This window comes from Endozoicomonas acroporae (assembly GCF_002864045.1).
Taxonomy (GTDB): domain Bacteria; phylum Pseudomonadota; class Gammaproteobacteria; order Pseudomonadales; family Endozoicomonadaceae; genus Endozoicomonas; species Endozoicomonas acroporae.
Window position 1 is genome coordinate 1 of record NZ_PJPV01000223.1, and the last position, 16,611, is coordinate 16,611.

10 protein-coding genes are annotated in these 16,611 nt (G+C 48.9%); 6 read left to right on the top strand and 4 right to left on the bottom strand.

All coding sequences use genetic code 11. From position 1 onward, the window contains the following. Positions 1–169: DUF6444 domain-containing protein (locus CX664_RS28385; RefSeq protein WP_420810396.1), on the bottom strand; the 169-nt coding region annotated here is incomplete at its 3' end. Between the two features lie 209 nt (positions 170–378). Between CX664_RS28385 and CX664_RS24280 the strand changes: the two genes are divergently transcribed. The 4 genes from CX664_RS24280 to CX664_RS24295 all read left to right on the top strand — a co-directional run bounded on the left by CX664_RS24280 (position 379) and on the right by CX664_RS24295 (position 8,173). After that, complete coding sequence (locus CX664_RS24280) at positions 379–3,072, top strand: SEL1-like repeat protein (RefSeq protein WP_101749189.1); 2,694 nt, start codon at positions 379–381, stop codon at positions 3,070–3,072. 90 nt (positions 3,073–3,162) lie between these two features. Then, a complete protein-coding gene (locus CX664_RS24285; RefSeq protein WP_101749190.1) occupies positions 3,163–4,098 on the top strand; it encodes an LDL receptor domain-containing protein in 936 nt (311 codons plus the stop codon). Positions 4,099–4,236: 138 nt separating this feature from the next. Continuing rightward, positions 4,237–5,388, top strand: coding sequence for a PRKCSH domain-containing protein (locus CX664_RS24290; RefSeq protein ID WP_146000303.1), 1,152 nt, complete (start codon positions 4,237–4,239; stop codon positions 5,386–5,388). A gap of 187 nt (positions 5,389–5,575) precedes the next feature. Continuing rightward, positions 5,576–8,173, top strand: a complete 2,598-nt coding sequence (locus CX664_RS24295) for a hypothetical protein (protein WP_146000304.1) — start codon at positions 5,576–5,578, stop codon at positions 8,171–8,173. A gap of 117 nt (positions 8,174–8,290) precedes the next feature. Here CX664_RS24295 and CX664_RS24300 read toward each other — a convergent pair whose 3' ends face one another. Further along, positions 8,291–9,202, bottom strand: coding sequence for an HAD-IIA family hydrolase (locus tag CX664_RS24300; protein WP_101749193.1), 912 nt, complete (start codon positions 9,200–9,202; stop codon positions 8,291–8,293). Between the two features lie 250 nt (positions 9,203–9,452). Here CX664_RS24300 and CX664_RS24305 point away from each other — a divergent pair, with 250 nt between their 5' ends. After that, a complete protein-coding gene (locus CX664_RS24305; RefSeq protein ID WP_146000305.1) occupies positions 9,453–10,958 on the top strand; it encodes a S1C family serine protease in 1,506 nt (501 codons plus the stop codon). Positions 10,959–10,970: 12 nt separating this feature from the next. Here the strand turns inward: CX664_RS24305 and CX664_RS24310 are convergent, their stop codons facing one another. Both CX664_RS24310 and CX664_RS24315 read right to left on the bottom strand, forming a co-directional pair. Further along, positions 10,971–14,045, bottom strand: coding sequence for a DUF4116 domain-containing protein (locus CX664_RS24310; protein ID WP_101749195.1), 3,075 nt, complete (start codon positions 14,043–14,045; stop codon positions 10,971–10,973). Positions 14,046–14,275: 230 nt separating this feature from the next. Continuing rightward, on the bottom strand, positions 14,276–15,403 hold the full coding sequence (locus CX664_RS24315) for a hypothetical protein (RefSeq protein ID WP_101749196.1): 1,128 nt from the start codon (positions 15,401–15,403) through the stop codon (positions 14,276–14,278). A gap of 220 nt (positions 15,404–15,623) precedes the next feature. Here CX664_RS24315 and CX664_RS24320 point away from each other — a divergent pair, with 220 nt between their 5' ends. Then, entirely contained in the window at positions 15,624–16,379 is a 756-nt protein-coding gene (locus CX664_RS24320) for an enoyl-CoA hydratase-related protein (RefSeq protein WP_101749197.1), read from the top strand. Positions 16,380–16,611: the final 232 nt, after the last annotated feature.

The window sequence follows — 16,611 nt, forward strand, 5'->3', positions numbered from 1 at the left end:
TTTGATAACCATCAGACGATGGTGGCTTGCTGCTGTTTTGACTGTTCTTACCAACCCTTTCTTCCAATTCTCTACAACGTTGTTCCAGGCAGGCAACTTTTATGCGCAGCTGTGTATTCTCTTTCAAGAGAATCTCAGTCGATAAAGGTGCAGGTGGCTTTTGAACCATGTTGGCTAAATATTAATAAAAAAACAGTGGTTAAGAGGATGGTATAAAAATCAGAAAATTCCAGATTTATGTTAGGGGTGCTGAATAGTTACTTTTTATTCACAGAACGATCTTTTCTTTATCCTGTCTACATGATTGTTAATCCAGTTAGCCTTATTTTCAGATGAGCAGCTTTTTATACTCCAGGCTGTTTTGTACGGGACCGAACTGTGCAGAGACTGAGTTATAACCAACTCGTGGACAGGGCGCTTATTGACCGGGGCGATACAGTATACGCGACTGCCGAAGCGCATTTTTTTGCGGGCAGGAAAGTCAGTGTTGATCATGATGTCGTTCGGTCAATGTGCATAGCAAACCAACACTGGTCGTTTAATGATCAGGCCAAAACACTGCTGGACGTTGTTGTTAACAGCAATTTCTCTCCAGCGCTTGATGATAAACCCGGAATAAGAAGGTTTAACCTGTGGTTTTGGGGTGATTGTTGTCCGATAGAGGATATAAAACCACCCTACACCTGTACCTGTATGAAAGTACATGAACTATATCCAAAGCAGAAGGTGGGCGGTACCCTGATTGAAAACGAGCGCAGGGTTGTTAAAGTCGGCCCGACGGATGCGCCCGCCAGCCTCAATCCCCGGGCGCTGCTGGCAGTGGGCGCATGTCAACTGATTGAGTCAGAAAGGTTGCTGAAAATGCATGAGCAGCACCTGGAAAAGGCACCGGCTGATACCTCATTATTACTGCTGGAAAAGGCCAGCAGCAAACGCAAGAAGGCTTATAGGCAGTGGCTGGCTGCCAGCATACTGGATGCCGGGCAAACCCGGAACCAGCTAAGATCCTGGTTGATACAGTACGCTTTAAACAACGGCGCAATCAGCCAGGCCAGTGATGTAGAGAAAATAAAACAATTTCGCTCTGGCCAGCAGGAACGGCTGTCGGATCAATGGTTCAAACTACTCATCGACAGTGGCCTGTATCCCAACACCGAACCTTTGGCATCTCCCTTTGCCATAGCGCAACGGCTGGCTGACATAGCCCGTCAATTCACAGTAATCAATAATTTTTACCCATACTCAGCCTGTGATTCCCCGGTTTTGCTGTTTTCCAGATATGAATTTCTGCTTTGGCACCTGCGTGATAAACCCGGTTATCTTCCTGAGCCACGCGATGAACACGCAGTGCTGTACAAGGCATTACATATTGCTATTGCTTATGACTACGCCCGCACGACTCATCAGTTAACAGCAATAAACCTGGGTGTGTCAGACGATGCATTTGCCAACCAGCCAAGCTGTACCCCAGCCAGTAAAGCAGCCAGTATCGTTACCCAGAGAGCCGATATTGCATGGTTTAAGGACGCGGCAATGACCACTCAAACCGCTCAGGCAGTTTTTGTCAGAAACGAAAAAGAGGGCCAGGCAGCTTCGTCTGCTACCTGGGTTAAGGGCGAGACACCGTTTCCGGAACCTGAGGACCTGGTGACGGCATTCGCTTATATTTTCAATGTCATGACCTACCCCAAACCTAATGACAAAACCCGCATTTACAACATGCCCCGGCATCGCCAGAAAGTGATGGAGGCTTTTCAATTGCTGAAACAGGCCGTGGGCAGCGAACCGCCCTTACCGGATAGTCTCCATGGTTACGCCTGTTTTCTAATGGGCTGGCTCCATGAGCAGCAATTAATTAACCATCCATCACCGGAGAAGGCGGCGACATGGTATGAACAAGCCGCCAGCCGGGGAAAATTCATTCCATTAAATCTTCGGGCCGGTGACCTGTTTGCAGAAATCGGCGACTACTGCAATGCCTGTCGATGTTATGAGCAGATGGATCAGCAACTGCAAACGCTGGTGGATTCCCCCGACGAGGACCCGGCAACGGAGGACGGCGGTTATCTCAGCCCGTCATTTCAGGATTATTTGCGGTCAAAAATTGAATATGTCCGAATCAAGGCAAAAGATACGCGCTACCTGCGTCGCCTGACACCAGAGGATATTCAGCAATACATCAACGGAGAGAAAGATAACCGTCACGTAACACGTCAACGGACAAATTCCCCGACCGACCACCAGGGGCGTGAACCTGCCAGCAGTCAACCGCAGTGCCCGGCAAGGCACCTTCAGCCACCGGATGGAAGTGTGCTGCTTCAGGATAAGGGCGTGGATAATGATACCGGCAATGCCGACTGTAACATTACTGCACCAGCAGCCGATCAAGCCCCGGGCAGCCCCGGTGTCCCAACGAGGCAACCAGCAGTTCAACAGGACAGGGCTCAACCACCGCTCCTGAAAGACGCTGACCCTGTTGCCAATAAAGAGCAGAGTGCAGACCTTTCCGGTTTTGTCAGGAATCGACTGACAAGTCAATGGGATCGTTCGGTACACAGCCTGTTACAGCAGTTTTTCAACCGGAAAAAACAATTGATTCACACCCATGAAGAGCAAATCGCCTGGCTCAGCCCAAAGCTGGACAAAATCCGCAGAAAGCGCGGCAGCGAAGTCTTGATGGAACACCTGGCATGGGAACATATTAATGCTGCAGAGCAGCCATTGTTTGAGGATGTTGGGCACGGGCAAAAAAATGCTTGCAACGTGTGCGCTGCGCATCTGAACCAGGCTCGTGATCTGCTGTTGCAGAGCATCATCCGAAAAACAGGTATTCAATACCAGCAGCTACCGGATCCGGAAAACTTTGAGGTGGATGTATTGAGCATTGCTGAACGGGTCACCCCGAGCCTGACTCCCATTGAGATCACCGAATGGCTGTTTGGTATTGTCTGTCAGGCCAGAAGCCTCGGGCATGTTTTCAGTACGTTCAAGCTGCTGTACCCCGGAAGTGAAAATATTGCCTCCCTCAACCGGGGCTGGTTCTCACTAAAGCGCCTCTATCGAACACCTTGAGGCTCCGGGTCATATCGATGATAAAAACCGGGAACTTAATCACACACTGGTTGTCTGAAGGCGGGTCATGAACAACCGAAATTACTATCCATGCTGACCTCTGGTTCTGCGTCACCATTACCTTCATCCTGTACACCGATCGTTGCCAATAGTGCCGACTGTTGCCACACAACAAGTTTTAATGATAGAGACGTTGCCGCGACACAGTCTGGCCTGCATCTAGGTGCGGATCACCGTTCCGTGATCAAATCACTGGCTGACTACCGGGTGTGCTCATTAGCCGGGGAAGCGCTGCAGGCCGGTACTGGCCTGATGCGTAATGCCGCAGGCTTTGCCTTGCGCCAGATACTCGGTGCCCCCGACGTTGTCAGGCTATGGCCTGGCTTAAAAGAGAGTCTGGTACTTTTTTCAGCGTTACCCACTATGGCTGCCGGGAGCCTCAATTGCTCGATGGACTCTTCGTCCTGTGACCTGAACTATCGCGGTTATAAATGTTTTACTGAGGCTGAGGAATGCAACGGTAGAAGCGAGTGCCTGGATGGTACAGATGAAAAATCCTGCAATCAGACCCTGTGCGAACAATTAGGGCGCCCCTTTTTTTGTGACAACAGTACATGCGTTCCAGCCCATTGGGTATGCGATGGCTCCATCCAGTGCCATGATCAATCCGATGAGGAGGCCTGTGGCCTGTCGCCGGAAATAATTGCAGCAATCACTACTGCAACAGTGGCCGTTGGGTTCACCGTTGTTTACGGTACCTGTGTCTATAAAAGTTTCAAGGCGCTCAGACATGGCAACAGTGAGGCAACAACCTGTCAGCTACTGACCACGGCACTGAAAAAACCAGGGTATTTTCGACAATACCAGCAGGCCGTTGACCACAGGGCGGCCCACATTGAACTGCCAGATATGACCGGACAGCGAACCCGACAGTTTCAGGAGCAAGTGTCGACCGAACGGCGGGTCGGCCAACCTCAGGAGTCAACAGCCACAACACTGGAAAGGCAAAAATCGCTGTGGGTCTGAGCGGCTGACAGGAGCTGCGCATTGCCACCCGGACAGCTTGTGCCACGGTCCCGGAGCCATAAAAAACATGTGAACCTGGCTGTTATCGGATGGTCAAAAGATCACTCAAAAATCCATCTTATCCAGGCCCTCACACCCATGCAGCCGATATCCCGACAGCTTCCATCATCCCCGACCAACCCACAGACCGTTGCCCAAGATACTGTTGGTTGCCGTTGTAGCCGTTACCAGAACAGAACCGTCTCGACGGTACCGGGCAGTCCAGTGGTATACCCGGGTAACAAGACCCGGGGATGCACCCTGTCTGATTACCGGATCTGCCAGTTCACTCAAGGAGCCATTCAGCTCGGCAATAGCCTGATACGCAGTTTGGCGGGTTTTGCCTTCCAGCAAGTCATGGATTCACCGGAGATTGGCCTCGTCTGTCCGGGGTTAAAACAGAGCCTGGTGGTGTTGTCTGCATTACCTGCGCTGGTCACGGCTAATCAGACATATCTCGATAGAGAAGTGCCGTGCAGCAACGGTGAATGCATCCAGAAAAATCGGGTGTGTGACGACACATTCGATTGCTTTGATAAGTCAGACGAAGGGACACATTGCTCTGAAAGGCTGAGGCAATGCTGTAAGAATATTCAGGATAACTTTATTTGCAACAATGCCATAGAGTGTATTCCTATCGATTTGACCTGTGACTCACAGTACGATTGCGCGGATGGTTCCGATGAAGCCGAAGCGTTGTGTGATTCTGTATCCTCGTCCCCCGTGCGGCCAATGCCCCTTTTTTTCGCGATGTTTGGAGGGCTGTGCTGTGCTTTGCTAGTGAGCAAATACTGTAGAGCGGTTTATCTGAGCGTTAAGGCTTTGCGGACCACCCACCCTGAAGCCTCAACCTGTCGTCTTTTACAAATGGCCTCAGTAAAGCCGTTTTATTACAGATTTCCTCACCAGCCGGTTCCGATTGATACACGCCAGGATGATATTACGCCATCAGCCCCAGAGCACCCTGCACAACGGCCGGAGGCTCAGCGTGCCGTCCACCCGCAGGCAATGCATTTGCCCGCCTTCAACCAGCAGGTAACTGAATTGCCTACCTACCAGCAGGCAACGGAGCTACCTACCTACCAGCAGGCCGCTGAGTTATCTATCTTCCAGCAGGCCGCTGAGTTATCTATCTTCCAGCAGGCAGCTGAGCTACCTACCTACCAGCAGGCATCTGAGCCACCTACCTACCAGCAGGCAACCCGGGGGCTCCCAACCTATACAGAGGCCATTGCCGAGACTTTGGTTTGACCGGCGGGAGAACCATGTCATACCAATGTGAGCAGGCTTGGGAAAGGCAGTAAACCGCAGGGTATGCAAGGCAATACATTTCTATGACGTTTTTGCAACTTTAAACCAGTGACATGAACTCCAGTTGATTTCAGCCGATGATGAAATACAGGAATTAAAAGTTGATCAAAAATCACAGGATATAAACATGCCACCAGGGATTGAAGGCCAAAGACCGGTTGGGGGGAATACCTCAAGCAGTGAAGGTGGTGCAGTAAAGCCGACGGAAGAAAACAGTAACGCCACATACCGTGGGACACGGGTTTCCAAGGTTAGTAAAGTCGCTAAAAAGAGTCAGGTATCTCAAGATGAATTGAGTGAAAAAAATGACACACTGATTGAAAATAGAGACATCAAAAAACAAGACAGCAGCACTGGCGCGTCAGGTCCTTATAGTGCTGCCAGAATGCGCAGACGGGCGAAGCAACGTGAGGCAGAAGAGGGTATGAAAAAATACCTCTCTGCTGTGGATAGCAAACATCAAGACAGAAAGATAAGCGAAGAACTCCCCGATGTTGCTGAGGATTCGGGTATCAGTGAGGATGAAAGTATTGATAGCCCACCTCACTCTCCCACAGCCAGTAATCGGGAGCGAGAGTACGATAGCGCTATTGAGGATGACGCAAGCTCGTTGAGTGGCCGGACCATTCAAGTGATAGAGGCTGGTCCCATAGCCGAAAATGGTACGAATGATCCAGATCTGCAACAAGAGCGCCCACTACCGGCACGACCTGAAAGTACCAGCCCCCTGAAAAAGGCATCCAAAAAAAGGAAGCGGCAAAGGCAAAAAACGGGCATTGATAAAGGCGTTGACAATCAACGGGTGAACTCTGACCCCGGTGTGCAAACCTCCAGGCTGCCAAATCATGATGTGTTGCTTGCTGGCTGTCAGCACCTGGCGAAATCAGTAGAAAAACTGGATGAAGATAAAGGCAGAAGGGAAAGTGAGCATTTAGAAGAGCTTGGCAGGCTTGAGGCGGTGTATGCTGAAAATACCCATGATGATGACCGTAAAATTGCACATTATCTGGTGAGTGGCAAGGCCGCCATGGGGATTTCAAAGGGAAAAAGACTGCAACAGGAACTGAAACAGAAACCCTGGAAAGAAGGCGTGGAGTCGGTAAAGCTGGGAGTGGGTAAGATTTTTCAGGACATGGTAGACCGGGGTATTCACCGGAAAAGACCGCTTCACCCGGTACGACGAAAGCCAACAACACCGGAAACGGATCCTGTAAAAGATGTTGTAATGGATCCTGTCATGGCAAAGGTTGAAGGAGATTTCAACGGTACTGTTGAGCTGGTGAAAAGCCTTGAGTCTGAAGTGTCGTTTTCCACTGCCAGCCAATATGCTGCTGCAAAAAAATTGTTTGTGGAAGAGCTGGATAGGGCCCAGTGGGCAAAGGAGGCAATGGAGGAAACCCATTCTTTACAGAAGCAGATCCAGACATTAAAGGCCACTTTGTTTGAGGAATTGAATATTCTGGGACATAACGGCAGTGAGCCAATGGTTGATCCGTACATTAACGACAGTGCCTATGTGTCTGCGCTTGAAGCAGCCGTTGAAACAATAGGTATGGGGACTTCTGCCGCACAGGAGCATCTGGAAAAACATCTGGAAAAAATGGGTTATCAGGAAGATCGGGATTCTTCAGAATACCTGGAGTATCTGGACAAGCTGGATGATATGGAGCAACTCAATGACAGGGAGTATCTGCAAACGCTGAAATACCTGAAAGATCCGCAATTTGTGTACGGTTTCCGTAAAGAACTAAGGGTTGAATGGCTGGCAAAACATCTCTCACAAACATTTCGACGTTATTCAAGGGCAACGAAAGGGCACCCGGACTTCAAAACAAATATGAAGGGCTTGCTGGATACGCTCAATGCCCGGGAACAGAATGTTGGTAACAGGCTTAAAGATGCGGCAGAGCATTATGAACAGCAGTGTAACCATTTAAAGGATTATAGAAAGCATTTAGATAAAGTGATGAAAGCTTACGAGGAAAGTGGTAGCGATGGTGTTGATATACTCAAGCACAGAAAAGTGTTAGCCAGGGCCGAAGAACTCAAAGAATTGATGAGGCCGGTACATGATCAGATCAAGCTGGTCACCAGCTATAACGACCCGGAGATGCAATGTGCTTATTTGCAGAAGCAGTGTGATGACCTGGATAAGCAACATGCCGCTGTTCAGAAATCGATTCAGGAATGTCAGAAAAAGCTTGATAAAGCTGAAAGTAAAAATAAAGGCAAAAGTAAAAATAAAAGCAAATCTCTAGAGGATGTTCAGAATAAAATGAATGACCTGAAAAGAGAGTCTGCTGACATTGCCAGGCAATCGGATGCACGAAAACAGGAGTATATGGATTTTAATAAAGCGTTAAACAGTTATTATAAAATTCAATTCGATATGGATATTAAGCTGGTTAACCAATATTCAGATCCCAAGAGGCAGTGTGCCGACATGAAGGTGCAATATACCGCTAAGGATAAGCAGTATGCTTCTGTTCAAAAATCCATTAAAAAGTGTCAGGAAAAGCTTGATAAAGCCACAAGCAAAGGCGGTGATCTGGAGGCTATTCAGAGTGAGATGGGGAGTCTTGAGCGTCAGTCTGCTGAACTTGAAACTGAGTCTGCTGATTTGAAAAGCAAGCATGCAGAACTTAGTCAGGCGTTAAAAAGGTTGGATACAATTCAAATGGGTTTGAATAATGAAAAACAATCGGACAACGATGGCGATGAATAATTTCTCACTAACCTCGTGGGATCAAGGAAGCCATCATCCGGGATGTTATGTCGCCTGATGATCGTTATCAGGGATGGTTCGTTGGTCACGTTAAGCCATTCCCTGATATTCAGTGCGTTACAGGCCCGGCGCTACATAGTGAGGACTTATTCCCGTGCTGGCAATCACTTCCATAATATCCTCATTCTGGTAAACCCCGCACTGCAGCAGCAATGTTTTGAATCCCATGGCATTGCCTCCCAGAATATCGGTATAAAGGGTATCCCCGACCATCAGGACTCTGCATGGGTCGGTAATCTGATGTTGCTTGATAGCCATTGAAAAAATGACAGGATCGGGCTTGCCGAACAGCACAGGTTTTGCCTTTTGAATGGTTTGCTCCACCAGGTCCGCGATAAAGTAACCCGGTGTTGCGGTGACATGGTCACCATGGGGTGCGCCGATGTCCGGATTGCCGACCAGCAGTTCAAACTGACGCCCATTGGCCGTAGTGACCATGTTTTCCTGCATTTTTGCCGTCCAGCCTGCACCGGTCAGGAACAGCAGGGTAGCAATATTTTCCGGAATCTCGCCATTACAGCCATTCAGTCGGACCATGCCTTCCAGCAGGTGGTTGGAAGGGTGCTCCAATGGTGCAATAACGCCAATACGATTATGGTTCGTGAGCCCTTGCAGGTACTGTTCAGTGATATCAAGACTGGTCAGTACTTCATCTGCGGTGAAATCAAACCCCCGGGATTGATACTTTTCTGCGGCAACGGATCGGTTGGTCAGAGTGTCGTTGGACACAACGCAGAATGGGATATTGTTTGCCCTGAGCTGCTGAATGGCCTCAGCGGCACCTTCAATGGGCGTGCTGCCCCGGCAGAGGACACCGTAGGAGTCCAGCAGGATCAGGTCAAATTGCGCCATGATATCGGCCAGTCCATCAATAAACACCGGGGCAGACTGCGGGTTGGCAATGGCTGGATACCAGCCAGGATGACGGGCGTAGATCTCGTTCAAAGAGTCGGGAGAAAGAACAATCATGGAGCGTTGCCTGATGCTGAAAATGAACGTCACTCAATGCAGCTGATTATATCAGATGTCCGACAGGTAAATATCTATAAAGCCTTTCATGCGTTAGCCCCGGACAAGCAGGATATTTTTTTTGTGCTAATTTGAAATGTTCTTTCTTTAGCCCTTGAGGTGTTTGGTTGTGAGGCTGAATTGCATTGTTAAAGCCCTTTTTTTTCTGTTGCTTGCCGTCTCGATATATGGCAATGCGGCCGGTCCGCTAATGACGCAGTCTTTGCCGGTATATTCAGAAGATCAGGGCGTCAGGGATTCGATCATCAAAATCTATACCTCATTCAACCAATATGACCACCAGAATCCATGGAGCAACGTTGGTCCAAGGCAGAAATATGGTTCCGGTGCCATTATCCAGCTACCAGACAGTGACCAGAGGGTTGTGCTGACCAACAGCCATGTAGTCAGTGCCCATACCTATATTGAAGGCAGGAAAAATGGTCAGACGGACCGTTACAAACTCAGGCCCCTGTGGGTTTCCCACGAGTTGGACCTGGCCTTGCTGGTGCCCTTCCATGACCATGAGAATGCGCTGTTTTTCAGCGGTACCACCCCTATCCCCCTGGGTAAGCTTCCTCCTCTGCAAACGGATTTGATGCTGCTTGGCTATCCCATTGGTGGCGATACGATCAGTGCAACCAAGGGGGTTCTGTCCCGTCTGGAATACCAACCTTACAGTAATTCCGGCTTCTCATTTCTGGCCGGACAAATTGATGCCGCCAGTAACCCGGGCAACAGTGGCGGCCCTGCCGTGGTTAATGGCGAGATCATTGGCGTGTTAATGCAGGGTTACAGTCCTTTCGAAGCCAGTAATATCGCCCACATTGTGCCGGTGAATATCATAAGACACTTTTTACAGGATATTGCTGATGGGCATTACAGTGGGATTCCCAGCCTTGGGATCGAAACGGAAGAGCTTGAAAATGGCTTTTTTAAAACCGTCTATGGGGTAAAAGAAAACAAGGGCGTTCTGGTTCGCCATGTCATACCGGGTTCTGCGGCTGACGGTGTGCTGCAGCCGGATGATGTTATCCTGGAGCTGGACGGGTATGCCGTTGGCCATGATAAAACCATTGTGTTCCGGGGCAGTGAGCGGGTTTCCATGGATTATGTGGTGCACTCACGGCAGGTTGGAGAGGAACTTGGCGTTCGGGTCATTCGTGACAAACAGGTGCTGGATCTGACGGTTACGCTCTCTCAGCCGGTCAATAATGATTTGTTGCTCGGCTTTGATGGTCAGTCTGCTCCTTCATACTTCATCTATCAGGGACTGGTGTTTACCAAAGTGACCAGGGAGCTGCTGATGGGGGCTGGCCATGACCTGATTTCCTACGCAGGCCTGACGCCGGTATTGCTCAATAATTTCCGGTTTGCCAATGAAGATGAAGTGGTTGTCATTCTGAAAGTCCTGCCCCATGAGGCTAACCGGGGTTATCACAATATCTTTCTGAGAAAGGTTGACAGTGTTGGCTCGGAAAAAGTCAGAAACCTCAGGCAGCTGGTCAACCTGATCGAATCGACAGAGGAGGATTTTCTGGAACTCAACACCGGTTACAGGGGGCTGGAGAAAATTGTCCTGAATACTCACCTGGCAGATATCGTTAATGGGGAGGTCATGTGGCTTAACGGTATTCAGCATGATCGCTCTAAAAACTTCCGGACAAAAAGTGCAGTGCTGCAGGTAGTAATACCTGCAAAAGTGAGGAAGTCATGAATGTTTAACATTTTATCGTCTGCCTGAATGATTCAGCTGCTTCAGTATATCAGTACACATTTTGGTCAGCCCATTCATTAACGATATCAGTGGAAATGTCGAGTAATCGGCTCCAAAGATTAACCGGCCATAAATATCATAAAAATTCGCGCGACGTGCGCAGGTATAAGCGTCATCAGGGTAGAGCGCTTCGCTGAGGTGCTGATCGTTTATGTGGTTCATATAGCAGTCAGTCGGGTCATACTCACCCAGAGGGAGCTGGGCAAATCCGGGCGCGTCCGGCTGCAATGCGGTCCAGTAGAGTATTTCCTGCGCGACCCGGACAAGCCAGGCCTGATACTCGTTATCGTCCCGTCCGAGGAGAAACCGTAGGCTGATCGGCGTGGCTGCTGTGGGCATAAGCCCCAACAAAAACTGGTTGCAGGCCAATTCAACAAATGCGGCTGTTTCGTTAAGTGCCTGAGGGTTTTTGTAGTGATAGCCGGCAAAGCCCTGACGTAAGCGTGACCTTACCAGTACCGCCGACACAATGATTTCGCAGATACTGTTGGCCAGGGCAATGCGTTGTGAGACCTTGGGCATATAACAGGTTTCAAGCGTGTCTTTCTGCTGTAAGCAGCTGTGGATATGGCCAAAGGTTTCATAATCACCCAGGTCGCGCATGCCACAGTGACCAAAATCAATCTTTTCGGTGGCCAGAGTGTTCCATGCTGTCAATTTGCCCGCGTGAACATTGTCAGTGATCAGATTCATGGCCGAATGCAAGGCGACCCAGCCCCGGCCGTCCTCAGTGTTGTGCAGGCACTGCAGCATACTGGTCGGCACCAATCCCATGCTGGTCATGTAACCCGCATCGTGACAGGCCCTGAGGATGCCCTGCTCCGGGCGCTTCCAGGGGCAGTCCTCTGTTGTGTCTGGCGAATGGGCATACCGGGCATAGGCAACGGGTGCTGTGTAGCAAAAGACATTGATGCATCGCTGGCCATGGCTTTCGGTGATTTCCACCGGGTCATCGAACTGGTTAATCAGGTACTCCAGGTCTTTGCCCAGGGGGAGCAGCATAAAGTCGCGGTACTCTGGTAGCACGCTATTAAACTTACCTGCCAGCTCGGGAGTATTGGCGATGACTTGATAAAGCAGGCCTTCCCTGGCCAGCGTCTCAAGGGGTTCCCCGGCTCTCTGGAATTTAAAATAGATGGCCTGGCTACCGTCTTGCAGACATTGCATCGTCCGCCCTCCGACTATCCGGATTGCTGGGTTGTTTGCCAGGCCAAGTTCTTCGGGGACATCCTTCAGCCCGAACGATGACGGCATATTTTCGGCAATATACCGGTTGATGTGCTCCCCATCAGCGGCATTGGGCAGTGCAAATCCGGTAACCTGGTGAGCGGTTGAAATCAGGGGTATCAGAAATAGATTGGTGCATGAGATCGCTAAAGGAGACTGCTGGCTGATCAGTGGTGCCGCCAGGACCTTGTCTGGAAAGGTATAAGTCGGGGCATCTAATGATTCAATGAAGCTTATTTTGTCTTCCAGTGAAATATCGGGACAGGTTAAAAACTTCAACTGAACATCCGTTGGTACATAGGGCAATTTATTAAGCTTGATCAATCTGAATAACAGGCTTTCCTCCTTCGAATCTGACGGTTTAACGATCTCTTTGGTAACGGCTGCCATGAGACAAAGCTCATTGAAACTCAGGTGTTCCCGGGAAACATGTTGGAATGCCGACAGGTTATTTTTTAACGCCGCATCAAGGATTGCTCCTTTTTTAATGTCGCTGGGTACATATCTCAGCGCTTCGGGAGACAGGCTAACGGCCAGGGCATACAGCTCAGACGCCTTATCATCACCTACCCACTTTGAAAGGTTGTCAGTTGCAGCGAACTTAAGAGGGGTGTCCCTGTGCTCTTTGCTGGTAATGACTGATTTGAGGAAATGATCAGTAATATATTGTTTTGGAATAGCATCCAATACTAAGTATCCACTGGTACAGACAGTACGGTATATTTCCGTTCGTTGTGTTTCCGTTAGAAATTTGGGAAGCGTCTTGGATAATTTTCCACCTTTAGCCGCTGCCAGATACATATCAAATGTTTTGACGGCTTCCGGAATGAATTCGAGGGCTCTGGCATTATTATCAACAGCCAGTTGGCATAATTCGGTGGTCTTCAGATGTTCAGGAACATACTCTAATGCTAATCCATTACGTCGACAGGCTACCTCACAAAGTTCTGCTGTTTTTTTATGGTCCGGGTAAAATTTCAGGGCACCGGTGTGTTCGATGGCAATGGTTAATAATCGTTCACTAACGGGCTTGTTCTCCGGGTAATAATTCAGCGCAACGTGGGATTTTCTGCAGGCAATTTCAAAGTGTGCATCAGTTCTTGCTGCTTCGGGAATGTGTTTAATGGCTCCTTTATATTTTTCAAGGAGGAAGTCAAAAAAACCATCGTTCAGCCATTGTTTGATTATCTCACCAGGTACCTTACCAATGGTATCAAACTTATCAATGACCAAAGCTCGACACAACTCGTTGGTTTTCATACTGTTGGGTATGTACTGTATATTCGAATAAGGCGCTTTTACAAATGCCTGTATACACATTTCTGGTGTTAACTTTTCCAGGGGTACTTCACTGAAATAACCAGGGTCCTTTTTGATTTTTAAAAAGTAATCTTCACTATCAAGCTGATCCGGCCTGGCCCCGGGCGGAAACTCCCCGAAGTATTTGATAAATGTTTTATAGTCACTGACCGGCAATGGCTGCTGTTTGTCCGTGCATTCGGCAACTCTTTGCAGCAATGCTTTTAATTCATCACCAAGATTGCCTTGTGGCAGGTCATGGGTGGCACCGGGGCAGGCTTGCACACGAGACCATGCCATAGGGGGGGCTGTAGTGGCAGAAGGATAAGGCGTATTTCCGACAGATAAGCCGTCCTGTACACAAGCCCCTGAAGCCTCTTTAACAAGGTGTTTGCGCCAGAGTTGACCTGAAGAATCCCCGAATCGATCCATCAGCTGGGGTTGATGTTCCCGAGTTTCTCTCGGGTTTTGATCAATAGGGGGACACCCTGAAATATTCATTTGCTGACAGCCTTGTAATAATACGCTTTCTGTTTATATGGTATTGAAATAAATTAGAACCACAAAGTTAGCAAAAAGTTCCAGAAATCATAGTTGCATCTGGAAATAGCGAGTGAAAAACAAGGGGGGAGGCTTTACGGGTAGCAGGGGAATTCAGCAGGTCGCTATTCTCAGCAAGTCTCTCAGGGAAGCGCAGCCCCTTTAAGATCGCAAGGGGAGCACCGGCAAGTTCAGGCCATTGTAGCCATATCTTCAGGCAGTGGCGTCAAGCTTTTAAGCAGCGTATCAGCAGCACTGTGGGCGGCTGCGCCACTTTTATAGTGCCCTCGAACCATGGCATCACTGCGCTCTATTCCCAATGCCACGGCAGTGTTATCTGAAAGTTCGGGATCGTCTTTCTGTGCCTGTGTTTTCAGCGACAAAATCTGGGCAGCTTTCAGGTATGATTTCAGGTTTTCCTGTGAGGAGTGCGTGATGATTGCAGCCAGCACCAGTGCCTCTGTGCTCATTTCTGATACCGGGCGGGATAATGCCTGTATTACCTTTTCCATCTTATCTTCCGGGATTTTGCCTGCTAATACAGTGGACAGTTGATCATTCTTGACAAAATGCTGTTCCAGTTTACTGGATTTAAGCAGAAATTCACCCCCTGCCTTGGTAAAAACGAAATGGTTAGGGGATTTGAAATAAATGGCAAAATAGGCCAGGTCCGCTGCCTTTCCAAACTTTAGCTTCGTGATGACTTTCGGGAGTGGGCCTATATCGGCACCCGATGTCATCTGGTTCTTCAGGAGGATCAGTGCATCTTTAACGGACTGTCTCAGGTCTTCCGGAAACCATTCTTCGACATGCTGTTCTACAAATCCCTGCCGTTCAACGCCCATACTAAAGGAACCGGAACGCTCGTTGTTGTCTTTCCTTGAGATTGACCCCAGATCTTTTTCCAGATTTTCCAGAAGGTGTTCTTTGTTTTGTATGCCTTCTGAGGCACCCCCTTTTTTTACGAAGGTGGAAATTTGATTTTGCAGACTTACGACTTGTTGGAGTATTTCAATGCCTCCCTGGTCGGCAAGATTGCACTGGGCCAGGGCAATGGACAGGAAATTCTCTTTATTCTCCCTGTCGCTTTCACTGTCGCGAAAAATGCCAAAACGGTCCACCAGTGCTTCGGTGAGTGCCTGTTGCGCCTCAGGGTTCTTGGATAACTCACTTTTTGCCGCGCTTAACCGATCGGCAAAAGAGTCTTGAAGCTGTTTTAGTTCCGGGGGGACGGGGGGGTGTGAAGTTTGAACGTCGCTTGCGGTGCTGAACTCAGGTGGAATTAGGCTTGCGGGGATTTGGGTGGATTGTGGAATCATCGCAGGTGCTCCTTGAATTCATTGTGTAAATTTAGTGTGTAGGTATATCCGCATTCATGGTAATGCCATATTTTGACCGGACAGAAACTGATAAGTTCCACAAAAATAGCCCTTTCGAGCAAACAACCCAAACAGATTTTCTCTACTGCCAATCGGGCGACAGCTGTAATAGAATATGAACGACAGAATAATGACAATAAAGTGTTAGGGAGTTTGAGCCATGTCAGATCAGCAGACGCATATACTGATCGAACAGCAGGAGGGTATCCTGACGATACGCTTCAACCGCACTGAGAAAAAGAATGCGCTGACCTCAGCGATGTACGGAGCCATTCTTGACGTACTGATCGCCGCTGATCAGGATGACAGTGTTAAAGTGATTCTCTTTGCTGCCCAGCCTGATATGTTTACTGCTGGCAATGACCTTAAGGACTTTCTGACCCGGGACACCTCTGAAGAACCGGCAGCCATAAAAATGCTACGCCAGCTCGCGGTACAGAAAAAGCCGATTGTGGCAGCAGCCAGCGGTATTGCGGTGGGTATCGGCGTGACGTTATTGCTCCATTGTGATTTGGTTTATGTGGGGGAAAATACCCGACTGCGTTTGCCTTTTGTGAATCTCGCCGTGGTGCCGGAAGCTGCCTCCAGTTTGCTGTTGCCGGATATTATGGGACGACAGCGGGCTTCAGAATTGCTGATGCTGGGTGATTTCTTTGATGCCCGGCGGGCCTATGAATACGGCATTGCCAATGCGGTAATAGCCAATGAAGAAGTCTTTGAATTTGCCCTGGCAAAAGCTAAAGAGCTGGCAGCAAAGCCCCGTGAAGCACTGTTGCTGACCAAACAGCTGATTACCCGGAACCGTCACAGCGATGTTCAACAACGCATTGATGATGAAGCGATTATCTTTGCTGAGCGAATGGTGTCCGAAGAAGCCCGACAGGTAATGGCGGCCTTTTTTTCCGGTAAGTCTTAGTCAGGCATAAGTAGTTAACCAAATGAAATCGTATTTTCTGACTAAGTGGGCAGTCACTCTGCGGCGTTACAACTACGGTCACATAGCTACGGCTATGCTCCCTACGTTGCGCCTTGCATAGTAACTGCCCACTTAGCCAGAAATATACGATTCCATTTGGCCAACTACTTAACAAACGAAATTTCTAATTCCCAAATGGTATCGCTCCTCATTCTATCTTGATCAAAAATCC